Annotated in this window: 23 protein-coding genes and 3 pseudogenes; 19 read left to right on the top strand and 7 right to left on the bottom strand. The window is 71.1% G+C overall.

All coding sequences use genetic code 11. The features are described 5' to 3' along the window. Nucleotides 1-4: 4 nt before the first annotated feature. Nucleotides 5-1,069: pseudogene (locus tag AB0N07_RS36935) on the bottom strand (arabinofuranosidase catalytic domain-containing protein); the annotation flags it as partial. 285 nt (nt 1,070-1,354) lie between these two features. Here AB0N07_RS36935 and AB0N07_RS36930 point away from each other — a divergent pair. Then, a pseudogene (locus AB0N07_RS36930) lies at nt 1,355-1,996 on the top strand (helix-turn-helix domain-containing protein); the annotation flags it as partial. On the opposite strand, the pseudogene AB0N07_RS36925 reads toward AB0N07_RS36930, so the two are convergent. Together AB0N07_RS36925 and AB0N07_RS36920 are read right to left on the bottom strand one after the other, a co-directional pair. Further along, a pseudogene (locus AB0N07_RS36925) lies at nt 1,965-2,526 on the bottom strand (FAD-binding oxidoreductase); the annotation flags it as partial. The pseudogenes AB0N07_RS36930 and AB0N07_RS36925 sit on opposite strands and share 32 nt — an antisense overlap. A 171-nt stretch (nt 2,527-2,697) precedes the next feature. Then, nucleotides 2,698-3,189 carry a MarR family transcriptional regulator gene (locus tag AB0N07_RS36920; protein ID WP_365842850.1) on the bottom strand — a complete coding sequence of 164 codons (492 nt, stop codon included), beginning with the start codon at nt 3,187-3,189 and terminating at the stop codon, nt 2,698-2,700. A gap of 117 nt (nt 3,190-3,306) precedes the next feature. Here AB0N07_RS36920 and AB0N07_RS36915 point away from each other — a divergent pair, with 117 nt between their 5' ends. Continuing rightward, the gene (locus AB0N07_RS36915; RefSeq protein ID WP_365842848.1) at nt 3,307-4,671 is read left to right on the top strand and encodes an aminotransferase class I/II-fold pyridoxal phosphate-dependent enzyme; all 1,365 of its coding nucleotides are present in this window, start codon (nt 3,307-3,309) and stop codon (nt 4,669-4,671) included. Between the two features lie 58 nt (nt 4,672-4,729). Here the strand turns inward: AB0N07_RS36915 and AB0N07_RS36910 are convergent, their stop codons facing one another. After that, a complete protein-coding gene (locus tag AB0N07_RS36910) occupies nt 4,730-5,413 on the bottom strand; it encodes an NAD(P)-binding domain-containing protein (protein ID WP_365842875.1) in 684 nt (227 codons plus the stop codon). Between the two features lie 74 nt (nt 5,414-5,487). On the opposite strand from AB0N07_RS36910, the gene AB0N07_RS36905 reads away from it, so the two are divergent. The 6 genes from AB0N07_RS36905 (at nt 5,488) to AB0N07_RS36880 (ending at nt 9,459) form a co-directional block, all read left to right on the top strand. Beyond that, nucleotides 5,488-5,853: a helix-turn-helix domain-containing protein gene (locus AB0N07_RS36905; RefSeq protein ID WP_365842846.1), complete on the top strand. Its 366-nt coding sequence runs from the start codon at nt 5,488-5,490 to the stop codon at nt 5,851-5,853. A 192-nt stretch (nt 5,854-6,045) separates the two neighbouring features. Further along, nucleotides 6,046-6,534 carry an SDR family oxidoreductase gene (locus AB0N07_RS36900; RefSeq protein WP_365842844.1) on the top strand — a complete coding sequence of 163 codons (489 nt, stop codon included), beginning with the start codon at nt 6,046-6,048 and terminating at the stop codon, nt 6,532-6,534. 77 nt (nt 6,535-6,611) lie between these two features. Next, complete coding sequence (locus AB0N07_RS36895; RefSeq protein ID WP_365842842.1) at nt 6,612-6,968, top strand: hypothetical protein; 357 nt, start codon at nt 6,612-6,614, stop codon at nt 6,966-6,968. Nucleotides 6,969-7,076: 108 nt separating this feature from the next. Continuing rightward, entirely contained in the window at nt 7,077-7,517 is a 441-nt protein-coding gene (locus tag AB0N07_RS36890) for a DUF6098 family protein (RefSeq protein WP_365842840.1), read from the top strand. Nucleotides 7,518-7,639: 122 nt separating this feature from the next. Further along, entirely contained in the window at nt 7,640-8,068 is a 429-nt protein-coding gene (locus AB0N07_RS36885; protein ID WP_365842838.1) for a hypothetical protein, read from the top strand. Between the two features lie 128 nt (nt 8,069-8,196). Beyond that, a complete protein-coding gene (locus AB0N07_RS36880) occupies nt 8,197-9,459 on the top strand; it encodes an MFS transporter (protein ID WP_365842836.1) in 1,263 nt (420 codons plus the stop codon). 27 nt (nt 9,460-9,486) lie between these two features. Here AB0N07_RS36880 and AB0N07_RS36875 read toward each other — a convergent pair whose 3' ends face one another. From AB0N07_RS36875 to AB0N07_RS36865, 3 genes are all read right to left on the bottom strand, one after another. Continuing rightward, on the bottom strand, nt 9,487-10,710 hold the full coding sequence (locus tag AB0N07_RS36875) for a cytochrome P450 (protein ID WP_365842834.1): 1,224 nt from the start codon (nt 10,708-10,710) through the stop codon (nt 9,487-9,489). Between the two features lie 153 nt (nt 10,711-10,863). Beyond that, on the bottom strand, nt 10,864-12,054 hold the full coding sequence (locus tag AB0N07_RS36870) for a cytochrome P450 (RefSeq protein ID WP_365842832.1): 1,191 nt from the start codon (nt 12,052-12,054) through the stop codon (nt 10,864-10,866). Nucleotides 12,055-12,442: 388 nt separating this feature from the next. After that, nucleotides 12,443-13,234, bottom strand: coding sequence for an IclR family transcriptional regulator (locus AB0N07_RS36865; RefSeq protein ID WP_365842830.1), 792 nt, complete (start codon nt 13,232-13,234; stop codon nt 12,443-12,445). A 195-nt stretch (nt 13,235-13,429) separates the two neighbouring features. Between AB0N07_RS36865 and AB0N07_RS36860 the strand changes: the two genes are divergently transcribed. From AB0N07_RS36860 to AB0N07_RS36810, 11 genes are all read left to right on the top strand, one after another. Beyond that, nucleotides 13,430-16,348 (top strand): BTAD domain-containing putative transcriptional regulator, encoded by a 2,919-nt coding sequence (locus tag AB0N07_RS36860; RefSeq protein WP_365842828.1) that lies wholly within the window; start codon nt 13,430-13,432, stop codon nt 16,346-16,348. A gap of 185 nt (nt 16,349-16,533) precedes the next feature. After that, complete coding sequence (locus AB0N07_RS36855; RefSeq protein ID WP_365842826.1) at nt 16,534-18,243, top strand: FAD-dependent monooxygenase; 1,710 nt, start codon at nt 16,534-16,536, stop codon at nt 18,241-18,243. 162 nt (nt 18,244-18,405) lie between these two features. Beyond that, entirely contained in the window at nt 18,406-18,906 is a 501-nt protein-coding gene (locus AB0N07_RS36850) for a hypothetical protein (protein ID WP_365842824.1), read from the top strand. 257 nt (nt 18,907-19,163) lie between these two features. Then, nucleotides 19,164-19,847, top strand: a complete 684-nt coding sequence (locus AB0N07_RS36845) for a class F sortase (RefSeq protein ID WP_365842822.1) — start codon at nt 19,164-19,166, stop codon at nt 19,845-19,847. A 123-nt stretch (nt 19,848-19,970) separates the two neighbouring features. Continuing rightward, nucleotides 19,971-21,110 carry a SchA/CurD-like domain-containing protein gene (locus AB0N07_RS36840; RefSeq protein WP_365842820.1) on the top strand — a complete coding sequence of 380 codons (1,140 nt, stop codon included), beginning with the start codon at nt 19,971-19,973 and terminating at the stop codon, nt 21,108-21,110. 67 nt (nt 21,111-21,177) lie between these two features. Next, a complete protein-coding gene (locus AB0N07_RS36835; RefSeq protein WP_365842818.1) occupies nt 21,178-21,588 on the top strand; it encodes a cupin domain-containing protein in 411 nt (136 codons plus the stop codon). Beyond that, nucleotides 21,585-22,853, top strand: a complete 1,269-nt coding sequence (locus AB0N07_RS36830; RefSeq protein WP_365842816.1) for a beta-ketoacyl-[acyl-carrier-protein] synthase family protein — start codon at nt 21,585-21,587, stop codon at nt 22,851-22,853. Before AB0N07_RS36835 ends, AB0N07_RS36830 begins: the two co-directional genes overlap by 4 nt. Beyond that, nucleotides 22,850-24,103 carry a ketosynthase chain-length factor gene (locus tag AB0N07_RS36825; protein WP_365842814.1) on the top strand — a complete coding sequence of 418 codons (1,254 nt, stop codon included), beginning with the start codon at nt 22,850-22,852 and terminating at the stop codon, nt 24,101-24,103. The genes AB0N07_RS36830 and AB0N07_RS36825 overlap by 4 nt, the downstream gene beginning before the upstream one ends. A 28-nt stretch (nt 24,104-24,131) precedes the next feature. Next, complete coding sequence (locus tag AB0N07_RS36820) at nt 24,132-24,386, top strand: acyl carrier protein (protein WP_344398922.1); 255 nt, start codon at nt 24,132-24,134, stop codon at nt 24,384-24,386. Between the two features lies 1 nt (nt 24,387). Next, nucleotides 24,388-24,867 carry an SRPBCC family protein gene (locus tag AB0N07_RS36815; protein ID WP_365842812.1) on the top strand — a complete coding sequence of 160 codons (480 nt, stop codon included), beginning with the start codon at nt 24,388-24,390 and terminating at the stop codon, nt 24,865-24,867. A 22-nt stretch (nt 24,868-24,889) separates the two neighbouring features. Continuing rightward, nucleotides 24,890-25,222 (top strand): TcmI family type II polyketide cyclase, encoded by a 333-nt coding sequence (locus tag AB0N07_RS36810; RefSeq protein ID WP_365842810.1) that lies wholly within the window; start codon nt 24,890-24,892, stop codon nt 25,220-25,222. Nucleotides 25,223-25,329 lie beyond the last annotated feature (107 nt).

The raw sequence follows: 25,329 nt of genomic DNA, 5'->3' as shown, positions 1-25,329 counted from the left end.
TGCCGTATCCGGCCGCGGTGATGTTGGCCTGCACCGCGTTCTCCGTGGCGTCCGAGGGATAGCCGGAGGTCATGACGCCCTCGTAGAAGGTGCCGGCCGAGCCGTGGCTGTTGTCGCCGCCGATGCCGAGGATGATGGCACCCTCCTTCCTCATCGGGTTGTAGCCGGCGACGTTGGGACGCACCCCGTTGTAGAAGGTGGACAGGGAGCCGGACTGGGCGTTGCCGCCGCGGATGGCCCAGTGGTTGGGACCGCCCTTGATCACCGCGGTCAGGAAACGGTGGCTGATCGACGGGTCGTTCGCGTTGTAGTGCTGGTTGACGCCGGAGAACAGGCCGTTTTCGAGGTCGGCCATGATCCAGGGGCCGTTGCCGCTGCCGTAGCCCCAGACCTTGATGTTGCCGAAGTAGATGGCCTCCATGGTGCCGTTGCCGTTGTCCCGGCTGTTGGTCTCGGCGTTGCCGTAGTCGAAGCAGCAGCCGCCGTTGTAGTGCGTGCCGTCCAGGACCGCGTACATGCCCTCCGCCTGGTCGCCCTTCGCCACGCCGTTGGTGCTGTTGTTGCGGTATCCGGTGCCGGGCGCCACATAGACGCCGTACGCCTTGTGTCCGGCGACCGTGATGGGTGCCGCGGTCGCGTTGGCGAGGTTGTCGTAGCCGCCCGCGGCCGGGCCGGAGAAGCCGCCGGGGGGTGCCTGGGTGAGGCGGTTGTTGCGGCCGGACTGGTCGTAGATGACGGTGATCAGACAGCTGGTGCCGGCGCAGAACGAGTCCTGCGCCGCGGCGTTGGCGACCCCGCCCGCGCTGAGGACGCCGATGTCCCGGGTGGCGTTGTCTGAGGCGCGGCGCACCTGGTAGAGGGGCCCGTTGTAGGAGGAGTACAGGGCGCGGGTCGTGCTGTGGGCCGCCACGCAGGGGGTGCCGCCGGCGGCGTAGAGGTCACAGGGCAGCGAGGTGGCCGCGGGTGCGGCCGGTGCGGCGGCGGTGAGTAGGCCGAGGCCGAGTGCGGCGGCTGCGCCGGTGGCGAGCAGTGCGTGCCGCAGGGGACGTAACCGTGGACGGTGGGGCATGAGCGGCTCCTTCGGTGGTGGGGGGTCCGGTCTCGCTCAGTGCCGGGTCGAGGTCGCCGTCCGGAATGTCGAACGGCAATCGGAACCTCGGACTCTGAGGATGATAGGAACCCCGCCACAAACGTCAATGCCTGCCGCATGATTCACTGAAGTACCGCGACCATCGGCGAGTGGCTCGGGTGCGCGTCCACGCGCAGGCGCCGGTGGACGGTCCTGCTCTGCAGCTCCGCGGCGATGATGTGCCACAGCGCCCGGTGTGTGGAGTCGGAGATGTAGGCGTCGCCGTTTGTGCGGCCGGGTACCGCCGGCGGCACGCACCTGCTGTTCACCCCGGCCTTCCCGCCCCACAGCAGCAGCGCCGACCGGCTGGTCAAGGAGTGGTTCGGGCCCTGCTGTCGGCAGTTGGGCACCAGCCCGCAGTACGCCGTGCTGTCCACGCTGCTCGGGCAGTTGCGGGCGGAGTACGGCCGGCCGCAGCAGGAGGTGTCCACCGAGATCCTGCAACTCCTGCTCGCCACCGTGCTGTTGCAGGTCGACCGGCTGCCCCGCCCCGACGGCGGCGGCGACCCGCACGCGGGCGGCGAGGTGTACGCCCGCTTCCGCGCCGAACTGGAGCGTTCCTACGCCACCACCCGCCGCGCCGCCGACTGCGCCCACCGCCGGGGCTACACCGTCAAGACCCTCACCCGCGCCTGCGCGGCCGCCATCGGACAGCCGGTCAAACACGTCATCGACGGCCGCGTCGCCCTGGAGGCCCAGCGCCTTCTCGCGCACACCGACGAACCGGTGGCGACCATCGCCCGCCGCCTCGGCTTCGTCGCACCCACCGACTTCGGCAAGTTCTTCACCCGCCACACCGGCATGACGCCGGGCACCTTCACCAGTCGACCTCGCGGACGTCGACCAGGACGTCGAGCAGCGCGGTGAGCCGTTCGGCGTCAAGACGGCCGGAGAGCAGCTCTGCCTCGCGCGGCTCGCGGGACAGGACGTGGGCGAGTTGGGAGCGGGCCGGGTACCGGTCCTTCAGGTCGGCGAGGTCGTCGGCGAACATGGCGGTGCCGGTGCGGCGATTGCCGTACAGGAGCGTGAGGCCGCGTCGGCGTCGAGGACGGACGCGGCGATGGACAGCATCGGCGTGATGCCGGACCCGGCGGCGATGAGCACCTGGTGGCCGGGGCGGCCGACCTCGGTGAGATCTGGGGTGAACGCACCGGTCGGCGCCATGACTTGCAGGATGTCCCCGGGCCGCACGCCGTGCATGAGCCAGGAGGAGAACAGCCCGCCCGGACGACGCGCATGCCGTTGCGTGGCGTCGTCCCGGCCGGTGAGCAGATGGAGTAGGAGCGCCGTTCGTCGCGACCGTCGATCTCGCGGCGCACGGTGAGGCACTGACCGGGCAGGAAGGCGAACTCGTCGGCCAGGCGGTGGGGCAAGGGGCGCAACTGGGCGGTGTGCATCGGGCGCCGGCGCCCGTTCGCAACCCGGTTGATCTGGGGTTGCCCTGACGGAGGTTGGCTGACACGAACAGGGACGACGTGCGGCGGAAGGTGCATTTTTCCTTCCTTGCGGGCTCCTGATCGCCCCGTTCCAGGCCGACGAGCCGACCGGAGCCTGCCTGACGGGTCGTCTCAACGGGTGTCGTCGCGAAGCGCCTTGTCGATCTCGCCCAGCGCTCCGGTCAGTTGCATGTAGTCGTCAGCCGTCAGCGGCTTGACGAAGTACTTCTCCACCACCTGCGCGTGGACGGCCGCCGCCCGCAGGAACGCCGTACGTCCTTCGGGGGTCGGTTCCACCAGGACCACCCTCCGGTCCTCGGCGGACGGTACACGGCGGACCAGGCCGGCGTCCTCCATGCGGTCGATCAGACGGGTGGTGCCGCTGCTCGTGAGAGTGAGGTCGTCGGCCAACTGACGCTGGGAGACCTCCTCGCCGGGGCGGCGGCAGAGCCGTATCAACACCTCCAGCATGGTGTGGCTGATCCCGCACTCCTGCCGCAGCGCGCTGTCGATGCGCTGTTCCAGTCGCGTGGCAGATTTGATCAGCAGGCCGAAGTCCCGCACGAGCCGGCTGTTGGCGGCGCGGGCGGCGACTTCGTCGCTGGGTCGTGGCGTCGGATTCATCACCGCCGATTTTACTGTCTCCTCACCTACTGCTGTCTCAATCGCTGACTAGTCAATTGCTGACTGCTCATCTAAATTCTGGCTGGGCCCCCACACCGAGCGAGAGGGAGATCCCACATGGACCTGCAGTACTGGCTCGGCCGAGCCACCCATGCGATACAGGACTGGGCCGACGCCTTTGGTCCCCACCAACCCCACCCGTCCCTGCAGGTGGACGACGACCGCTTCGCCTCGGTCTTCGCGGGGTTCACCGAGAGGCTGAAGGACAACTATCCCTTGTTCCACCCGCACTACGCGGGCCAGATGCTCAAGCCGCCGCACCCCGCAGCGGTGGTCGGCTACCTCACCGCCATGCTGATCAACCCCAACAACCACGCCCTGGACGGGGGCCCCGCCACTGCCGCGATGGAACGGGAGGTCGTTGCGCGGCTCGCTGCGATGTTCGGTTACGACACCCACCTCGGCCACCTCACCACCAGTGGCACGATCGCCAACCTCGAAGCCCTCTTCGTCGCCCGCGAACTGCACCCCGGCCGCGGCATCGCCCACAGTGCCGACGCCCACTACACCCATGGCCGCATGTGTCACGTCCTGGGCATGACGAGCCATCCCGTCCGCACCGACCACCAGGGGCGGATGGATCTCGAAGCGCTGCAGGACGTACTGCGCACCGGGCAGGTGGGCACCGTCGTCCTCACCACCGGCAGCACCGGACTGGGCGCCGTCGACCCCGTCCACGAGATCCTTCCCCTGGCCGAGCGGTACGGCGTCCGCGTCCACGTCGACGCCGCATACGGCGGCTTCTTCACGCTCCTGGCCGGAGCAGACGGCATCGAGGGGCTGCCGCCCGAGCCCTGGCGGGCCATCGCACAGGCAGACTCGGTCGTGGTCGACCCCCACAAGCACGGCCTGCAGCCCTACGGCTGCGGAGCCGTCCTCTTCCGCGACCCCGAGGTCGGCCGCTTCTACCTCCACGACTCGCCGTACACCTACTTCACCTCCGCCGAGCTGCACCTCGGCGAGATCAGCCTGGAATGCTCCCGCGCCGGCGCCTCCGCGGCCGCCCTCTGGCTCACCTTCCAGCTCCTGCCGCCCACGCCCGAAGGCCTCGGCCAGGTCCTGGCGGCCGGCCGCCGAGCAGCCCTGAAGTGGGCGGACCTGATCGAGGCCTCAGACCTTCTGGAGCTCTACCAGCAGCCCCAGTTGGACATCCTCACCTACTTCCCCGCCGTCGATCCCGCGACCCTCAGTGGCATCGACGCGGCCTCCGCACGCATCCTGGCGGACGGCATGACGGCCCCCGATCCCGTGTACGTCAGCACCCTCAAGGCCGGCCAGGAGGCGTTCACCGCCCGCCACCCCAAGATCACAGCAGACACCGACGGAGCCCGGATCCTCCGCAGCGTCCTGATGAAGCCGGAGTCCGAACACCACGTCGAACACCTGCACAACCGGCTGGAGCAGCTGACCGGGTCCCGCTGACCAGCCACATCAGCTGAAGACGATCTCTGGGCGAAGACAGGCTCTGGGCGAGGAACGCCTAACGGAGAGCCTCCGTGCCGCCTTCCGTTTCCTGGTGGCTCGATCCGGTCGCGTATGCCAACGGAGGTGCGACTGCTTGCGCATCCGCTCCCTCGCCGACCCACAGGGCGATGAACAGCGCGGCGGTCGCTTCCAGGAGCCCCGCCCGTTCGAGACCCCCGCCGGCCACGGGTGCACAGCCCACGTCCTGCACCAGCTCGCGTACACGCGCGAGGGCCCTCTCGTCGTCCCCGCAGACAGGCACGGCCAGTGGCCGCCCGTCGAAGACGGGCGGCCGCATGCGCCACACGTCCTCGTGGCAGAGGTTGAAAGCCTTGATCACATGGGCTCCCGGTGCCGCCGCAGCCAGTTGCTGCGCGGCTGACGGGCCTCCTTCCGTCAGCAGTCGGAAGCCCGGCCCGACCGGGTTGGAGCAGTCGAGCAGCACCTTGCCCTCCAGGGCCGTGCGCAGTTCCCGTACCACGGCTGTTCCCGCCCCGAAGGGCAGCGCGGCCAGCACCACCTGACCGGACTCGGCAGCCGAACGCAGACTGCCATGCTTCACGCTGCCTCCGAGGCGCGCCGCCAGCCGCTCCGCCTTGTGTGCGTCCCGTCCGCCGATGGTCAACTCGTGGCCGGCCCGCGCCCAGTGGGTGGCGAGTGCGTCGGCCATGTTGCCCGTTCCCAGCACGCCGATTCTCATCACGCGTTTCCCCTTCCTGCCTGCTTCGACCGTTCACACCGACGCTAGAAGGCCGTTCGGGCACCATTTGGTACGTGACGACCGACGCCTTCCTTGCCGACTGCCGCGCCCGCCTCGCCTTCGACCTGCTCTCCAACACCTGGAACGCCGTGGTGCTCTGGGCGCTGCGCGACGGCCCCAGGCGTCCGGTCGAACTACGGGAGCGGATCGGGGGCATCAGCTCCAAGGTCCTCACCGAGACTCTGCGGCGGCTGCAGTTCAACGGACTGGTCGACCGGCAGGCAGACCCTGGTGCGCCATCACGGGTCCGGTACCAACTGACAACTCTGGGCCGGACCTTGCTGGCGCCCATCGACGCCGTCGGCGCATGGGCCTTCGAGCACGGCGATGAAGTCATGGCAGCCCAGGAAGCAGCAGCCACTCCCGCCTCGCAGTCCTAGCCTCCCCCCGTATGTCATTCGGTGAGTCGCCCACTGCCGGCTGTGCGAGCAGGCATGGCCCGCCGTGACCACTCCGGCGAAGGGAACGAAAGCCTTGCAGCCCGAGCAGGAAGCGTCCGTACCGCAGGTGATCTCCGAGCCCGTTCCTCCCTACGACTCCGGCCACAGCAGCGCCCCGGCCTGGAACCCGACATGCGCACCGCCCCGCGCTACGGGCCGAGCCGATACCGCCCGGCCGGAAAGCTGAAGGACAAGGTCGCTGGTGCGGCGCGAGGTGCAGGAGCAGGGCCGGCGCTGTCTGCTGCTGCCCGGCGACCAGACATCAAGCTGGAGCTGGAGCAGCTGACCGCCGAGGTCTTCGACCGCACGCTCAAGGTCAACCGCTACGCGATCATCGCCACCGCGACCGAGGAAGCGCTGAAGGGCAGCGAGACGGTGATCGACTACGCGGCCTCCAAGGCGGCGTTGATCACCTGGACCAGGTCCGTCGCCATACATCTGGCCCGGCGGGGCGTTCGCGCGAACGTCGTGGCACCCGGTACGACCTGGACGCCGCTCAATGAGGCGGACCGGTACATGCCCCCTGACGGCCTGGCCCACATCGGGAGTGACGCACCACTGGGCCGCGCGGCCCAGCCGGAGGAGATCGCCCCGACTTGCGGCATGGTGGAAACGGAGTAAAAGACCCGCATTGAACGCCCAATGCCGGGTAGTTCGAGTACTGACTGCTTCGGTATGGAAAGGGATGAACCGTGATGATGTCTCACGCACTCGAGCGACGCGTGCTCGTCATCACGCTGTACGACGACCCCGGCATCGACACGAGGGCGGCTCTGTTCGCTGAGATCAGCGATCTCGTCCACGGGTACAAGCCGGCTTCGGTCGTGATCGTCCTCGACCGGCCCGCGCCCGCTCAGGCGGCGCTCAGCGTGGTCCGGCGTGTCCACCGACTGTGCAGCAGCCTCGACCTGGTGATGTCCGTGGCCACTCGGAGCGCGCCCGTACGACGACTCCTTGCGGCCGGGGCCGACGCGGAGGACGACATCCGACTGGTCATCCATGCCCGCGCCGACACGGCGATCGCGACGGCCACCGCGCTGACCGCGGCGGCATGACCCGTGTGACCTGGGCTTTCAAAGCGGCCGGACGATACGGGTGAATCATCCCGGACGGGGCACTTGGTCGGCATGGCACATCCCTCGCCAGCACCCGGCTCCCCTGGAATGTCCACGTTCTCGTCCCGGTACGAGCTGGCCGCCCTGGTCGCTGTCCGGCGGAGACTGTACGTCCGCTGGTCAGTGGGACCCGAGGAGGACCTGGCCGCCTCGTCCAGCACGGACGACCTCACCGGTGTGCCGCTGCCAGGGCTGTCCGCGAACCCGCTCGACATCGAGGACTGGTGGGGAGATCGCCCTGCGCACATCTGGGTCGCCCGGAGACTGTACGACTACTCCCACCTGCCGCGGGTCAGGGGCGTCCGTATCCGCCCCTGGGTGCTGACGGCCAAGGAGGCAGGCCGCGGGCCCGACAACGAGCCGCTGGTCACGGATGTCCAGCCGCTGGGGTGGATCAGCCCGCAAGTGATCACCGAGGCCGACACGGTCGTCACACGGCAGCAGGGCTCCTGGGGCCCGCTGAACCGGGACAGCGCCGTCGAGGACTGACGGGTTCGATCCGGCGAGGCCTCGATACCGGCTTCACGGACGGGTACCCGGAGGCCGCGCACCTGCTGGCAGACGTCTCTGCCCAGCCGCACGACGACGCCTCCCCGCCACCGACCGGATCGGTGTCCGCCTCGCCTTCCGCCGCCACGGTGACCCTGCCGCCGAAGCATGTGCAGTGGGCACCAGACCGGCGGCGCGTACCCCCTGGCGGCCGGTGCCCGGGTCGTGAGCCGCGACCACGACAGCCAGCCCGCGAGCTGCTCCTGCGCGACGCCAAGGCCGACGTCGTGTACGACGAGGACTGGGGTGAGGCGATCCTGGCCATCCGTCCGTCCTTGGGCCCGGACTTCGTCGTGGCCGAGGAGCGCGCCGAGCGGGACGAACGCGGAGAGTTCGCAGAGGCATACGGCGACAACGTGCTCGTGCTCGAGTACACGGCGAAGGGCCTGGCGAAAGCGTGCACCGACTGGGGCGGCACTCTCAGCATCGTCCGCCGTGTCGAGTCGGTCGTGCCCGAGGGCGCCGGCGGCTACGTGCACCAGACCTGCTGACGCCCCGTCGTCCCACGTGAACTGCCTGGTGTTTTTGGGGAATTGTGGTTTGCACTTTGCCTGTGCTTGCGTTGCCCGCGCCGCTGCCCCGACCTAGCCTCACCTGCGAAGCCGTCGGAAGGGCAGGCATGCTGAAGACCGTCCGCGAGCAGGCATCGGGTCTCACGAAAGATCAGCGCAATGCTTTTGTCGCCGCCTACCTGGGCTGGGCGATGGACGCCTTCGACTACTTCCTGGTGGTCCTCGTCTACAGCGAGATCGCCGACGACTTCCATGTCTCCCTCACCGACATGGCCTTCCTCACCACCGCCACCCTGGTGATGCGCCCGGTGGGTGCCCTGCTCTTCGGCATGTGGGCGGACCGCAAGGGCCGACGGCTCCCACTGATGGTCGACGTCTGCTTCTACTCGGTCGTCGGGTTCGCCTGCGCCTTCGCGCCCAACTACGCCGTACTGCTGGTGCTGCGCCTGCTCTACGGCATCGGCATGGGCGGCGAGTGGGGCCTGGGCGCGGCGCTGGCCATGGAGAAGATCCCGGCCGAGCGGCGCGGTTTCTGGTCGGGGCTGCTGCAGAGCGGGTACTCGCTGGGGTACCTGCTCGCCGCCGTGGCGTTCTTCGGCATCGAACCCGCCTTCGGCTGGCGGGGGTTGTTCGCCTTCAGTCTGGTGCCCGCCCTCGTCGCCCTGTGGGTGCGGACCCGGGTGGAGGAGAGCGAGGTGTGGGAGAAGAGCGTGGCGCTCAATCGCACACCCGCCTACCAGGTGTTCAAGAACCCGGCGGTGCTCAAGCGCTTCGTCTATCTGGTCGCGCTGATGACCGCCTTCAACTGGATGTCGCACGGCACCCAGGACGTCTACCCGACCTTCGTCAAGAAGGGCCTGGGCCTGTCCCCGGACACCGCGATCTCCATCGCCGTGGTCTACAACATCGGCGCCATCATCGGAGGCATGGTGCTCGGCGCCTACTCCGAGAGGCTGGGCCGCCGCCGCACGATCATGGTCGCGGCTGCCGCGGGACTGGCAGTGGTGCCCTTCTTCGTGCTGTCCACCGCCGTCGGCTGGCTGATGCTCTCCTCGTTCCTGATGCAGATGTGCGTACAGGGCGCCTGGGGTGTCATCCCCGCGCATCTGACCGAGATGAGCCCCGATGCGATCCGGGGCTTCTACCCGGGTGTCACCTACCAGCTGGGGAACCTGATCGCCGCCCTCAACCTGCCGATCCAGGAGGCCATCGCCGAGCGGCACGGCTATCCGGCGGCGATGTCGTGGACCGTGGTGCCCGCCCTGGCGGTGGTGATCGTCCTGAGCGCCGTCGGCAAGGAGGCCAAGGGCATTCGGTTCGGCAGCACCGGTACGCACGTCCCGAGCACGGCAACGGCCGACACCGCCTAGCGGAACACCGATCGACGCGCCGACGGCCTAGCGCAGAGCCAGCCGACCGCGGAACTTCTCCGGCACCGGCGCGAACCGCAGCGCCATGGTGATGTCCTCCGGCCGTTCCACCTCCAGCCGGTAGCGGGTGCACAGCAGGTGACACAGGGCCATCAGCTGGACCGTGCCGAGATTCGCGCCGATGCATTTCTTCGGCGCCCAGCCGAACGGCACGTAACAGGTGCGGTCCGCCGGGCCGTGCGGCGCGCCCGGCAGGAAACGGTCCGGATCGAAGACGTCGGGCTGTTTCCAGATCCGCTCGTCACGGTGGATCATGTGCGGGCTCAGCAGATACCACTGCCCCGGCTCCAGGCGGGTGGCTCCCAGGTCGAAGCCGAACTTGGAGCGCCGCACCAGCAGCAGCGGCGGGCTCCACATCCGCAGCACCTCCTTCACGAACCGGTGGGTCACCGGGGCGACATGCGTGGGCGCCGCGCGGAACTCCGCCGGATCCACGGCGCGCAGCTCCTCCGAGAGCCGTCGCTGCCACTCGGGATGCCGGACGAACTCGTAGAGCAGGCTTGCGGCGGCGGTGCCCGGCGGGCCTCCGATGGCGGTCAGGACGGCGGTGACGACGTCCAGCGCGCGGTCCATGCCGAGCTCCGGCAGCAGATCCACGAAGGGGTCGGCGAGGTCCGGCTCGCGCCGGCGCCGGCCGTCGGCGCGCTGTCGCAGAACCCGGCGGACCACCAGCCCGGACCGTAACTGTACGGCGATGAACCGCAGATGGTGCCAGGTGCTGCCGGGTTCGGGCGAGACCAGCCGCAGCAGCTTCATCTCCAGGTCCCGGCGCACCAGGTCCGCCTCGCCGGAGGTCAGGCCGCTCAGCGCGACGGGCAGCAGCGACCGCAGCGTCACATCCTGCGTGAGCATGGTCAGGTCGACGTCCTCGCCGACCCGGGCATCCATGATCCGCTCCATGCGCTCGATCAGCCGGCCGTGGTGCTCGGCCGTCGCGAGGGTGTGCAGCTGGGTCAGCCACGCGGAACGGATGCGGCTCCACCGCATCTCGGGGCTGTGACGCCGGCGCACCATGTCGACGAGGCGGTCGTGCATCACGAACCGGTGCCAGTTCGTGGCGCTGACGTGGCACGCCGCCTCCGGCTCGAACACGCCGAGCCGCTGGTCGTCCACCCAGAAGATCCCGTCCTCCTGGGCGCTGCGCATCCGCATGAAGCGCAGGAAGTCCTCGGGGTGTTGCGGGGTGGTCATCACGTTCCCCTCGTGGGGCGCGGGGAGCCGGCCCAGTGGCGTCTCCCCGCGCAGGGCCGGTCAGATGTGGTGGTACAGGTACCAGAAGTATTCGTACTGGCCTCGGATGTTGAGGACCGACTTCGCCTTGAGATACAGCGCGCGCATGGTGGTTCACCTCCTTTCCGGGCAGCCGTCGGGAAGGCTCAGCGTCGCGGTGAACCGCGGCGGAGCCAGCGCCGGACCCACCTGGGGCCCGTCGCCGTCATGGGGGGCGACCGACACGCGCCAGTCACGGGAGAGCAGACCGACGAGGTCCTCCAGCAGCCGCACGGTGACGGTCGCGCCCGCGCAGGTGTGCGGTCCGTGTCCGAACGGCAGATAGGCGGCGTCGGGCACCCCCGTGGCCCAGCGCTGCGGGAGGAACTCGTCGGGCCGCTCCCAGTGCCCGGGGTGCCGGTGCACCAGATAGCTGCACACCAAGAGCCGGTCCCGGGGCGTCACCTGCGTCCCGCCCACCTCCTGCACCCGGCTGGGCGTGCGGGCGAACAGCCATGCCACCGGCCACAGGCGCAGTGTCTCGCGCACGGTCCAGCTCGGGTCGGCCGCGGCGCGGTCGGGGTGCGTGCCCAGCAGATGGACGGACCAGCCCAGCGCGAAGCCGATCGATCCGACCGTGGCGAACAGGAAGGACAGATAGACCTCGACGAGATCGTCCGGATCCGCTGTCGGGCCGCCCCCGTCGACGACGACGTCGACGAGGTCGCGCGGCCCGGTGCCGCCGCCGTGCTGCCGCAGCCGCTCCTGGCGGGTGCAGATCTCCGTGTGCAGGGCCCGCAGCGCACGGCGGCGGAAGATCAGCCGGGAGGCGGCCGAGTGGCGCCGTCGCGCACCCGCCAGCACCGCGCGGGCGACGATCGCGTCCACGGTCCGGTGCAGGTGGCCCGGTGCCTCGCGGTGCAGCAGCGCCTCCCGCAGATGCCGCAGCACGAGCAGGTTCCCGGCATCCGGCCACTCGCTGTGCGGTGCGAGCAGCTCGCCAACCAGGCCCGGCAACTCCGAACGCTGAGCGTCGAGATGACGTCGCATCAGCTCACGCGCCGCACGGCCGATGGCGATCTGTGCGGAACGCGGCCCGAAGACGCCGTGGCGGTTGTGGAAGAAGTCGGACGTCTCCACGACGGTGCCGTGCCGGTTGCCCAGCACCGCCCGGACCGCCTCGGGCTCGGCCACGCACACCGCGCCCGTGGCCGAACGCCATACGTCGTGCGCCTCGTCGAACTCCGCCGCCAGCAGGGCCAGCCGGTCGCCGCGGTGGTGACGCGGGCCTTCGCCGTTCACGGGACGTGCCGGCGACGACTTCATGGTGCCCTCCGTGGGTGGTGGTGCGGATGGCGGTCCGCGGGGACCGCGGGACGCCGGCAGCGGATGCGGTGTGCGTAGCCTCCGGCCGACGGACACAGCTTGCTGAGCGGACTCCGCGCTGTCGCCTGCTGTGCCGGTGAGCGGAACGCCGGACCGCAACCGGCCGAGCCCGTGAGCGCCCCCCGCCTGCACGACTGCATCCGGCACGCCCTCGCAAGGGCTTGTTCGAGGGCTCTCAGCGGTGCCGTGCGGCGCGCTCGCGTGGCCGCCGGGTCCTCTCCCTTGGCTCCACCACCAGCCCGCTCAGGCGCCTTGCGGTGGCACGGCGGCTCGGCGCCGCAGGTCGTACCTGTCCGGTGGACGACGACGAGGGGTCGTTCGCCGGCTCTCAGCGGTGGCGGCCGAGTGCCGTTGTGATGGCCGTCGCCGCCCGGCGGGCCGGGTCGGTGAGGCGTTCCAGGCGGTGGCCGGGGTCGGTCAGGACGCTCAGGGCCGCCACAGGTACGCCGTCCGCCGCGTACACGGGTACGGCCGTACAGCACACCCCCTCCAGCACCTCCTCCCGGTCGTAGGCGGCGCCGTACTCCCGGATCCGCGCGGCCTCGTCCGGCCAGGCCCGGGGCAGCGGACCGAGCGGCAGGCCGGGCTCGGCCCAGGCGGTCAGCACCTTGCCGGCCGCCGTGCACCAGGGCCAGGTCTGACGGTCGTCGGGCACCGGTGGCGGGACGTCCGCGGTGGTCGACCAGTCCAGGATCAGCGTCTGCCCCTGGTGCAGCACGGCGAGGCCGACCGTCATGCCGGTGACGGCCGCCAGTCGTCGCAGCGGCCGCTCGGCGGCCGACCGCAGGCCCGGGTGGGGCTGCCAGCGGTGGCCCAGTCGGAACATGCCCGGGCCGATGCGGTAGTGGCCCGCACTGCGTTCGACGGCCCCCAGCTCCACGAGCTGGTCGAGCAGCCGGTAGGCGGTCGTCTTGGGCAGACCACACACCGAGGCCAGCACGGTCACGCCCGCCCCCTCCTCCTGGCGCAGAGCGTTCAGCAGGGCGAAGGCGCCCTCCAGGACACTGCGTCCGGCCGTCGCAGCCGGCGCCCCGTCCGCGCCGGGCAAGGGCGCGCTGCTCAGCGGTCCGATCCGGGCCGGTGCCGAGGCGGTCGCAGTCGCCGTATTCGATCGATGCACGTGTCAACCCCCGTGTTCACGTGTGAGCCCCGTTCAGTGGCTGTGCGGATCGCGGTCGCGCATGCGCCGTGCTGCCGTACCGGCGCGGGCACCGCTCCCGTCAGGGTGGGGGGCACGGGTGGGCCGAGATTTTGCCGAAAGCTTGTCGCCCTGCTCGCCGGGGTGAGGGGACCGTGGAGGAGATGTGAACGGGGGGTGGGTGCAGTGCTGCTGCTGTGTCTGTCGGGACCGGTGGAAGTGCTGGTGCGGGAAGCGCCGGTGGATCTGGGTCCGCCCCAACGCCGGGCGGTACTGGCCGCGTTGGCCGTGGACGTCGGCCGACCGGTACCGCTCGAAGTGCTCGTCGACCGGATCTGGGGCGCCGATCCGCCGGAAGGCGCCCGCCGCTCCCTGTACGCGCACATCGCCCGCATCCGGCGGCTGGCCGAGCGCCTGGAGGACGTGGGCGAGGGACGATTACCGGTGCTGCGCCGCTCCGGCGGCTACCAACTGGACCTCGACCCCGACCGGATCGACCTGCACCGCTTCCATCGCCTGGCCGCACTGGCGCGCGACGACACACAGCCCGGACCGACGCGTGCCGCGCTGCTGCGTGAGGCCCTCGAACTGTGGCGCGGCGAGCCCCTCGCCGGACTCCCGGGAACCTGGCCCGCGCGGATGCGTGAGACCTGGCGCAGGCAGCGCGTGGATGCCGCCCTGCGGCTGGCGGACCTGGAGATCCGCGGCGGCGACCCGGCGGCCGTCGTGGACAGGCTGACGGACCTGCTGGACGAGTACCCGCTCACCGAACCCCTGGCGGAAGCCCTGATGCGCGCCCTGCACGCGGCCGGTGACAGCGGCGAGGCGTTGCGCTGCTATGCGCGGACCAGGCGGCGCCTGGTGGAGGAGCTCGGCACGGAACCCGGGCGTCGGCTGTGGGAACTGCACCAGGAGATCCTCCGGCAGCAACCCGTCGAACACCTGCATGAACACGGGGCGGCTCCCGCTCTTCCGGCCGCTGCGGCGACCCGGCCGCCTCCCACCGCCCGCGGCGACGGTCATCGGCCGACCCCTGGGGCCATCAGCCTCCCGTACACCGCACCAGCTCAACTCCCCATGGGTGTAACGGGTTTCACCGGCCGTACGAACGAACTCGCCCGTCTGGACGCGCTGCTGGCGGACGCCGACCGACACCCGGCGGCGGTGGTCGTGTCGGCCTTGTCGGGCATGGGCGGAGTGGGCAAGACCGCGCTGGCGGTGCACTGGGCACGGCAGGTGCGCCCGGCGTTTCCCGACGGGCAGCTGTATGTGAACCTGCGCGGCTTCGACCCCGGCGGCGCGCCCCTGACCGCGGACCGGGCCGTACGCGGATTCCTCGACGCGCTGGGGGTGCCCGCCACCCGGGTGCCGGAGTCACTCGACGCGCAGGTGGGCCTGTACCGCAGCCTGCTGTCCGGCCGGCGGGTCCTCGTGGTGCTCGACAACGCCCGTGACGCCGATCAGGTGCGGCCGTTGCTGCCCGGCGCGCCGGGCTGTCTGGCCGTGGTCAGCAGCCGCAGCCCGCTGACCGGACTGGCCGCCGCGGAGGGAGCACATCTGCTCGCCCTCGACCTGCTCACCGCCGAGGAGTGCCGCGAACTGCTCGCCGCCCGCCTGGGCGCCGCACGGGTGGCGGCCGAGGCCGCCGCGGTCGACGAGATCGTCGTGCGCTGTGCCGGGCTGCCCCTCGCGCTCGCGGTCGTCGCCGCCCGCGCCGCCGCCCGCCCCGCGGTGCCGCTGGCCGGCTTCGCCGAGGAACTGCGTACCGCCGAGCGCATCCTGGACCCCCTGGACACCGGTGATCCGGCCACCGCGGTACGGACGGTCTTCCACTGGTCGTACCGCACACTCAGCCCACAGGCCGCACGCCTGTTCCGGTTCCTGGGCCTGCATCCCGGCCCCGACGCCGACCTGACGGCCCTCGCCGCCCTCGCCGGAACCGGGGCGGGCCAGGTGCGGGCGCCGGTGGCGGAACTGACCGCGGCCCATCTGCTGATCGAGCACGCACCCCGGCGCCACACCTGCCACGACCTGCTGCGGGCCTACGCCCTCGAACTGGTCGCCGAGCACGACGACGAACCCGCCGTGCAGGCCGCGACCCGCCGCTGCCTTGACCACTACCTGCACACGGCGTACGCGGCCGACGCCCTGCTCACCCGACGTTGCCACCCGATGACCCTCGCCCCGGCCGAGCCCGGCGCCCAGCCCCACCGACCGGCCGACTCCGACGAGGCATTGGCATGGCTGACCGCCGAACAGGCGGTCCTGTTCTCCGCCGTGGAGCACCCGCGACCCGGCTTCGACCAATACACCTGGCAGTTCGCCGCGACCCTGACCACGTTCCTGGAACGCCAGGGCAACTGGCAGGCTCTCACCGGCGTCCACACCGCCGCCCTCGACGCCGCGGTGCACCACCAGGACCTGGCCGGGCAGGCGGCCGGCCACCGTGGCCTGGGACTGGCCCGCTTCCAACTGCGCGATCCGCAAGGTGCCCGCCACCACTTCACCCGCGCCCTCGACCTCTTCCGGCAGCTGGACAACCACGCCGGTCAGGCCCGCACCTGCCAGAACCTGGCCAAGATGGCCTGGGCGCACGGTGCGCCCCGCGAAGCACTGCAGCACGCGCGCCGCGCGCTCGAACACTTCCTGCTCGCCCACGACCGCGGCGGCCAGGCGGTCGCCCTCAACGACATCGGCTGGTACCTCGCCGAAATCGGCGAACTGCGCCAGGCGCTCGACCACTGCCGCCGTGCACTGCCGCTGGTCCAGGCAACGGGCGACCTCAGCGGCCAGGCCCACACCTGGGACAGCCTCGGCTACATCCACCGGCACCTGGGCCGCCACGCCACCGCCGTGGAGTGCTACCACCGGGCCCTCGCCCTCTTCCGCAAGACCGGCGACCGCCGCAGCGAGGCCATCGGCCTCACCTACCTCGGCGACACCCACGAGGAGGCGGGCGCCCCCGGCCCCGCTCTCGACGCCCGGCGGCGCGCCCTGGACCTGTTCGACGAACTGGGCCTGCCCGAGGCCGACACCCTGCGCACCAGACTCCGCAACCAGGCAACGGACTCGACGGCACCACTGGGAGCCCTGTAGGAGCCCTGTAGCGGGCACGACGGCAGTTCGCCCGTTCGGGCCGGCGGTCGTCGGCCCGATCCGGCGTGTCTTCCTTGCCCGATCGCCGCTCGTCGTACTCACTCCCCGCCTTCCGCACCCGTTGGCATGCCCACCGGGTGACAGGCGGGTGAAGCCTGAGGTGCAGTCCGCTTCCCGGGGCATGCATGAGGATCCCCGGCCGGACGGCGGGGCTCCATGCGCGGGAGGCGAGAGTGACGAACCAACGAGCCGATCAGGGCGGCCCACACACCCCCAGGGTCCCGGTGCTCATCGTCGGGGGCTCCCTGGTCGGCCTGTCGACCTCGTTGTTCCTCGGGCGGCTGGGCGTGCGCCACCTGCTGGTGGAGCGTCACACCGGCACCTCCATCCACCCGCGCGGCCGCGGCAACAACATCCGCACCATGGAACTGTTCCGGGTTGCGGGAATCGAGCCGGCGATCCATGCGGCCGCCGCCACCCTCGCCGACAACCACGGCATCCTGCAGACCCCCACTCTGGTCGGCGACGACGCGGGGGAGTGGCTGTTCCGGGAGATCGACCCCGGTGGCGGACTGGCCCGCTTCAGCCCCGGCGCCTGGTGTCTGTGCAGCCAGAACGACCTGGAGCCGGTCCTCCTCGAACAGGCCGCGGCGCTCGGCGGCGACCTGCGCTTCGCCACCGAACTCATGTCGATCGAGAGCGACCCCACCGGCGTCACCGCGGTGGTCAAGAGCCGGGAGACGGGCGAGCACAGCACCGTCCGCGCGGACTACCTCGTCGCCGCCGACGGCCCCCGCAGCCCCGTCCGAGAGCAGCTCGGCATCGGCCACAGCGGGCCCGGCGACCTGTTCCACAACGTCAGCATCACCTTCCGCTCCCGCCACCTCGCGGACGTCGTCGGCGACCGCCGCTTCATCGTCTGCTACCTCACCGACCCGGACGCCGACGGCGCCCTGCTCCCGGTGGACAACCATGAGCACTGGGTCTTCCACGCCCCCTGGCACCCCGAACACGGCGAAACGCTGGAGGAGTTCACCGACCAGCGGTGCATCGAGCACATCCGCCGCGCGGTCGGCGTACCGGACCTGGACGTGGAGATCACCGGCCGGGCGCCCTGGCACGCCGCCCAGCGCGTCGCCCGCAGCTACCGTTCCGGACGGGTCTTCCTGGCCGGCGACTCGGCCCACGAGATGTCGCCCACCGGGGCCTTCGGCTCCAACACCGGAATCCAGGACGCCCACAACCTCGCCTGGAAGCTGGCCGCGGTGCTCGGCGGCTGGGCCGGAGAGGGCCTGCTGGACTCCTACGACGCCGAGCGCCGGCCGGTGGCGGAGGCGACCAGCGCCCGGGCCGCCGACCGGTCGGCCGAGCACAGCCACCCCGGGTTCACCCCGCCGCCCGACGCCGGCGGCGGCCCCCGGCGCGGCATCCTCAACGTCGCCCTCGGCTACCGCTACCGGCAGGGCGCCGTCCTCGGCACCGACCCGGCGGCCGCGGTCGTGCCGGAGAACCTGGAGCTGACCGGCGAGCCCGGCAGCAGGGCGCCCCACCTGTGGGTGCGGCACGGGGCCGAACGGGTCTCCACCCTCGACCTCTACGAACGGTCCCTGGTCCTGCTCAGCGACGCCGGCGACCCGAGCGGATGGCACCGGGCCGCCGGCCGCCTCGCCGACGAGCTGTCGGTGCCGATCCGGTCGTACCGAGTGGGCAGCGGACCCGGGGCCGAACTGGTACCGGAAGGGGATGCCCAGTGGACGGAGCGGCATGGCATCACGGCCGGGGGAGCCGTGCTCGTGCGGCCCGACGGGTTCGTCGCATGGCGGTCGCCCGGCCCGGACCAGGACGCCGAACAGGTACTGCGGCAGGTCCTGAAAACCGTGCTGTCACTGACCTGATCACCCACGGCGGAACTCCTGTCTCAACCCTTGGTCCTGTCACCCAGGTGATCGCCTCGACTGGTGGTGAGGTGGCGACTGACTGACGGTGGTTCACGTCGGGGTCCGGTCAAGTCAGCTGATGAAGTACCAGCTGCCGGGCCTTGGCGGAAGGACGTTCCTATGCGTTCTGCTCGCATTTTTCTGGCCACAGCGGCGGCTTCCGCCGTCCTCGCCATCGGTGCGCCCGGCGCCTTCGCAAACGGTGGCGACGGGAATCACGACGGTTCTTCGCACGGCAAGGAGCACGGGAAGGAACACGGCAAGGAGCACGGCAAGGAGCACGGCAAGGAGTCCAGGCACGAGGAGCCGCGCGGCGGCGTGCACGCCGGTGGCGGTGCGCTGACCGCGGTGAAGGACGCAGGCGACTGGGGCGGCTCGCGGGACCCGAAGACGGACCCGGACACCTACCGGGACGATTCGTGGGGCAGCGACCACGGGGGCCGTGACGAGGACGGTGGCGGCCGCGGCATCGACCACGAGAAGCCCCATGGCGGCATGCACACCGGCGGCGGGGCCCTCGCGGCGCCGACCGCGACCGCGGGCGGGCTGGCCGTGCTGGGCGTCGTCGCCACCGGGCTGTATGCGGCGCGCCGCAAGAGGCCGGCCGTGGGCACGGCCTGACCCGTGCCCGGTGCAATAGCGCAGCCGCGGCCGTCACTCGAGCCCCGTGCGGCGGCCGCGGCGTAGCGCTCCGCTGGGGGCCGCGCCGGAAGGGCCGCGCGGCCGTCGACCGTCTGCGGCGCCGTCGTGGCCGGTCGCTCCCAGTGGTGGAGCCGCACATGGATGCGGCCCCGCGCCCCTTCCGGGCGCTGCCGCACCGCAGCGGATTGCGCCCGATCTGCTCAGCGCCCCGCCGTGCCTGAATGAGGTGCTCTCCCATGGCAGTTCCTCCCCCCTCTCCCCCCTCTGACGACCAACCGGCGCCCACCGAACCGGGAGTGCCCCGCTCGGGCGTGGTGATGATCTGCGCCGCCGCCTGCCTGGTGCTCGCAGCGAGCATGATCAGCGGACAGGACACGTCCGCGGACGCCTCCCACTCGCAGTCCGCCGCGTCCGTCCGGCACTCCGCCACGGCGACCATGTCCCCGGTGCAGGCGGTGGGCAAGCACCTTCCCCGTTCCATGCCCGTGCGCCTGCGCATCCCCAAGATCTGGGTCGACGCCCCCTTCACGGGCCTGTCCATCGGCCCCAACGGACAGCTGCAGCCTCCCCCCGGCAACGACACCAACCTCGTCGGCTGGCACACCAAGGGAGCCTCCCCCGGAGAGACGGGGACCGCGATCATCGCCGGGCACGTCGACACCAAGACGTCCGCGGCCGTCTTCGCCAATCTCGGCCAGCTGACCAAGGGCGACGTCTTCTACGTCCAGCGCGCCGACGGGCGCACGGCGACCTTCCGGGTCGACAGCGTGGAGACCTTCGAGAAGGACGACTTCCCCAGCGACCGCGTGTACGACGACACCCCCCAGGCCCAGGTGCGGCTCATCACCTGCGCGGGCAACTACGACCGGTCGGCCATGGACTACACGGACAACCTGGTGGTCTTCGCCCACCTCGTCTGAGCATCACCCGCGTAGGCCATACGAGTCGCGCGCTTCGGGCCACGGGGACACGATCGAGGAACGCCGACGCCGCCGAACGCGGCCGACGTCGGCTTCCGCCCCCGCGAAGGAGATGTGCGCAGGATGACGACCACGTCCGAACGTGTTTCCCGTCCGCCGGCCCGACAGGTGTCGCCCCGGGTCTCCCAGACCGTGTTCGACGGCTCCAGACTCCGGGTCGTCCTGCTGGTGGACGTCTACGACGGAGCCCAGCAGCAGTTCCTGGAGGCGTACGAGCTCCTGTGCAACCAGGTCGCCTCCGTCCCCGGACATGTCAGCGACCAGCTGTGCCAGTCCATCGAGAACCCCTCCCAGTGGCTCATCACCAGCGAGTGGGAGAGCGCCCCGCCGTTCCTCGCCTGGGTCAACAGCGAGGAACACGTGCGGATGGTGGAGCCGCTGCACAGCTGTGTCCGCGACACCAGGTCGCTGCGCTTCCACATCGTCCGCGAGACCGGCGGCCCGGCCCTCGCCGAGCCCGGCAAGCGCCGGCTCCAGGCGGCACCCAGGATCGGCGACGGCCTGATCCGGCACGCTCTGACCTTCACCGTCACACCGGGCAGCGAGGAGAAGGTCGCGAAGATCCTCGCCGACTACGCCTCGCCCGAGCCGAAGGTCGACGACTCCACGAGGCTGTGCCGCACCTCGCTGTTCATGCACGGAAACCGGGTCGTACGGGCCATCGAGGTGCGCGGCGACCTGCTCGCCGCACTGCGCCATGTCGCCCGGCAGCCCGAGGTGCGCGCCGTGGAGGAGGCCATCAACCCGTACCTGGAGCAGGACCGGGACCTGGACGACCCCGAATCCGCCCGCGTCTTCTTCACACGGGCCGCGCTGCCCGCCGTCCACCACGTGACGCTGGAGCAGCAGGACCCGCAGGAGGAGCGGCACGCCCTGTCCTATCCGGTCCGGCCCGGCTGCGGCATGCGCCTGGCCGAGGCGCTGGCCCGGCAGGACGAGGCCGCGGTCGACGACCCGCGCAGCCCGATCCTGCGCAGCACCGTCTTCCAGCGCGACGACGTCGTCGTACGGCTGATCGACGTACGCGGCGGACTGGCGGCCGCCGACCCCGCCCTCGCCCTCGGCCTCCAGGACCCCGGGCGGCTGGCCGAGCTGACGACCTTCCGCATCGACGCGTCCGCGCCCCTGCACGGCGAACTCGCACGCTGCATCGGTCTCGCCCGCATGGACCTCGTCACCGACCGCCGCTCGCCCGAGGCCTGAGCTGCCCTCAGCCGGCCGTGGCGGCCACCGCCCCCATGTCGATGCAGGACCTGATCGGAGGAACGCCGTGATCACATCCCGTCCCAGAATCGTGGATCTCAGCGAGGTCGAGCCCAACCGTCGGCGTGGCGGCGACCTGCGTGCCATGCTCACCCCCGCCACGGTCGGCTCCACCAGCGGATTCATGGGCGTCGCCATCGTCCAGCCCGGCGAGCGCATCGGGGAGCACTACCACCCGTACTCCGAGGAGTTCGTGTACGTCGTGTGCGGGGACCTGGAGGTGGACCTCGACGGCGTCCCTCAGCCGCTGCGGCCCGAACAGGGCCTCATGATCCCCATGCACATGCGGCACCGCTTCCGCAACGTCGGCAACGTCGAGGCCCGCATCGTCTTCCACCTCGGCCCGCTGGCCCCGAGCCCGCCGCTCGGCCATGTCGACACCGAGGAGAGCGGCGCCGCCGCAGAGGTCCCGTCATGACACGCCGGGTGGCGGTCACCGGCATAGGCGTCGTCGCACCCGGCGGCACAGGCATACCGGCGTTCTGGGACCTCCTGGCCGCCGGGCGCACGGCCACGCGGGGCATCACGTTCTTCGACCCGGCCGGCCTGCGCTCCCGGATTGCCGCCGAGTGCGACTTCGATCCGGCGGCGCACGGTCTTGACGCGGAGCAGACCGCACGGTGCGACCGCTACATACAGTTCGCCCTGGCCGCCGCGGCGGAGGCGATACGCGACGCCGGCCTCGAGCCCGAGCGGGAGAACCCCTGGAGGGTCGGGGTCTCGCTGGGCACCGCGGTCGGCGGCACCACCCGGCTGGAGCACGACTATGTGCTGGTCAGCCATCACGGGCAGCGCTGGGACGTGGACCCGCGGGAGGCCGGCCCGTATCTGCACCGCGCGTTCGCGCCCAGCACGCTCGCCGCCACGGTGGCCGAGCGGTTCGGGGCGCGCGGCCCGGTGCAGACCGTCTCCACGGGCTGCACCTCGGGGCTCGACGCCGTCGGGTACGCCTTCCACACCGTCGAGGAGGGCCGCGCCGACGTGTGCATCGCCGGCGCCTCGGACTCGCCGATCTCCCCGATCACCATGGCCTGCTTCGACGCGATCAAAGCCACGTCCCCGAACAACGACGACCCCGCGCACGCCTCGCGCCCCTTCGACGCCGACCGCGACGGGTTCGTCATGGGCGAGGGCGGCGCGGTGCTCGTCCTGGAGGAACTGGAGCACGCCCGGGCCCGCGGCGCGCACGTGTACTGCGAACTCGCCGGCTACGCCACCTTCGGCAACGCCTACCACATGACCGGGCTGACCCGTGAGGGCGTGGAGATGGCGAAGGCCATCGAGGCCGCCCTCGACCACGCCCGGCTGGACGCCACGGCGGTCGACTACGTCAACGCGCACGGCTCGGGCACCCAGCAGAACGACCGCCACGAGACCGCCGCGGTGAAACGGGCCCTGGGCCCGCACGCCTACGACACCCCGATGAGCTCCATCAAGTCCATGGTGGGCCACTCCCTCGGCGCGATCGGCGCCATCGAACTCGTCGCCTGCGTCCTGGCGTTGGCCCACCAGGTCGTCCCACCGACTGCCAACTACGAGACCCCGGACCCGGAGTGCGACCTGGACTACGTCCCGCGCATCGCACGCGAACGGAAACTGGACAGTGTGCTCTCGGTGGGCAGCGGGTTCGGCGGCTTCCAGTCCGCGGTGGTCCTGACCCGGCCGAGGGAGAAGACACGATGAGCGAACCGCACATACGGCGGGCGGCCATCACCGGAATCGGCGTGGTCGCACCCAACGGATCCAGCACCGAAACCTTCTGGAAGTCCGTCAAGGAGGGCATCAGCGTCCTCGACCGGGTCACCCGCGAGGGCTGCACACATCTGCCGCTGCGGGTGGCGGGCGAGGTCCGCGACTTCGACCCCACCACCGCCGTCGAGGAACGCTTCCTCGTCCAGACCGACCGGTTCACGCACTTCGCCATGGCCGCCGCCGACCTCGCACTGGACGACGCCCGGCTCGGCCGGCCGGCAACCGACGGCTCCCCGTTCTCCGTGGGCGTGGTCACCGCGGCCGGTTCCGGCGGCGGCGAGTTCGGGCAACGGGAGCTGCAGCAACTGTGGGGAAAGGGCAGCCGGTTCGTCGGCCCCTACCAGTCCATCGCCTGGTTCTACGCCGCCAGCACCGGCCAGATCTCCATCCGCCACGGCTTCAAGGGCCCCTGCTCGGTCCTCGCCGGCGACGAGGCCGGCGGCCTGGACGCGCTTGCGCACGCGGCGCGGGCGGTGCGGCGCGGCACCGACGTGATCGTGACCGGATCGACCGAGGCGCCGCTCGCCCCCTACTCCGTCGTCTGCCAGCTCGGCTACCCGGAGCTCAGCACCGAGGCCGACCCGGCCCGCGCCTACCGCCCGTTCACCTCCGCGGCCTGCGGATTCGTCCCCGCCGAGGGCGGAGCCATGTTCGTCGTGGAGGACGAGGAGACGGCCCTGGCGCGGGGCGCGCGCGTGCAGGCGGTGCTCGCCGGACACGCGGCCACCTTCACCGGCGCCTCCCGCTGGGAGGAGTCCCGTGAAGGCCTCGCCCATGCCGTCCGGGGCGCCCTGGCCGAAGCCGGCTGCGCTCCCGAGGAGATCGACGTCGTCTTCGCCGACGCCCTCGGCGTGCCGGAGGCGGACCGCGCCGAGGCCCTCGCGATCGCCGACGTGCTCGGCGCGCACGGCACCCGCGTGCCGGTCACCGCACCGAAGACCGGAATCGGCCGCGGCTACGGCGCGGCGGCGGTCCTCGACACCGCGGCGGCGGTGCTCGCCATGGAGCACGGCCTGATCCCGCCCACCCCGAACGTCTACGACATCTGCCACGAACTCGACCTCGTGACCGGCCGCGCCCGCACCGCCCAGCCGCGCACGGCGCTGGTCCTGAGCCGGGGCCTCATGGGGTCGAACTCGGCGCTGGTGCTGCGGCACGGCGCCACCGGCGCCTCGTCCTGAGGCGTCGCAAGCAGTAGAGGAGAACCGCATGTCCGACCGAATAACCGTCGAAGAGCTGGCCGAACTCATGAAGAAGTCCGCCGGTGTCACCGTCACCCCCGAGGAACTCGGGCTGCACAACCCGGGCTTCGACACCCTGGGCGTCGACTCCCTCGGCCTGCTGGGCATCGTGGGCGAACTGGAGAACCGCTACGGCACACCGATGCCCGCCGACGCCGAACGCTCCAAGACCCCCCGGCAGTTCCTCGACCTCGTCAACAGTGCCCTCATGACAGGAGCGTGAGATGACCGGACACACACAGAACGAGATCACCATCGCGGCGCCGCTGGACCTGGTCTGGGAGATGACCAACGACCTGGAGAACTGGCCGCGGCTGTTCACCGAGTACGCCTCCGTCGAAGTCCTGTCACGGGAGGGGCGCAAGACCACCTTCCGGCTGACCATGCACCCAGACGAGAACGGCACCGTGTGGAGCTGGGTCTCCGAACGCGAACCGGACCGCGACACGCTCAGCGTGAAGGCCCGCAGAGTCGAGACGGGGCCCTTCGACCACATGGACATCCACTGGCAGTACGAGGAAGTGCCGGGCGGCACCCGCATGGTGTGGACGCAGGACTTCGCGATGAAACCGGAAGCACCGGTCGACGACGCCTGGATGACCGACAACATCAACCGGAACTCCAAGGTCCAGATGGGGCTGATCAGGGACCGCATCGAGAAGGTCGCCGCCGAGCGCGGTGCCACTCCGGGTCTGACCGAGTGAGCCGGACGGAGAACCAGCCCCCATGCACCAAGCACTGATCGTCGCCCGCATGGCCCCGGGCTCGGCCCCGGACATCGCCAAGGTGTTCGCGGAGTCCGACCGCGGAGAGCTGCCGCATCTCGTCGGGGTGGTCCGGCGCAGCCTCTTCCAGTTCGGTGACGTGTACATGCACCTCATCGAGTCCGAACGGGAACCCGGCCCCGCCATCGCCAAGGTGACCGAACACCCCGAGTTCCGGGACGTCAGCGAGCGGCTGTCCGCGTACGTCAGCGCGTACGACCCGCAGACCTGGCGTTCCCCCAAGGACGCCATGGCGCAGCGCTTCTACCTCTGGGAGCGCGACCCGGCCGGCTGACCCCGCCGGAACCTCACCGGTCGCCGGGGGGGGGGCGGGGGCGGGGGCCCGGCCGGGGGGGGGTGGGGCGGTTGGGCCGCGCCCGGTAGATGATAAGCTAGGTTTTT

This window comes from Streptomyces sp. NPDC051172, from assembly GCF_040682555.1.
In the GTDB taxonomy this organism is placed as follows: Bacteria; Actinomycetota; Actinomycetes; order Streptomycetales; family Streptomycetaceae; genus Streptomyces.
Note: the sequence above shows the minus strand (reverse complement) of the source record. Positions and strands in the feature narration are given on the sequence as shown.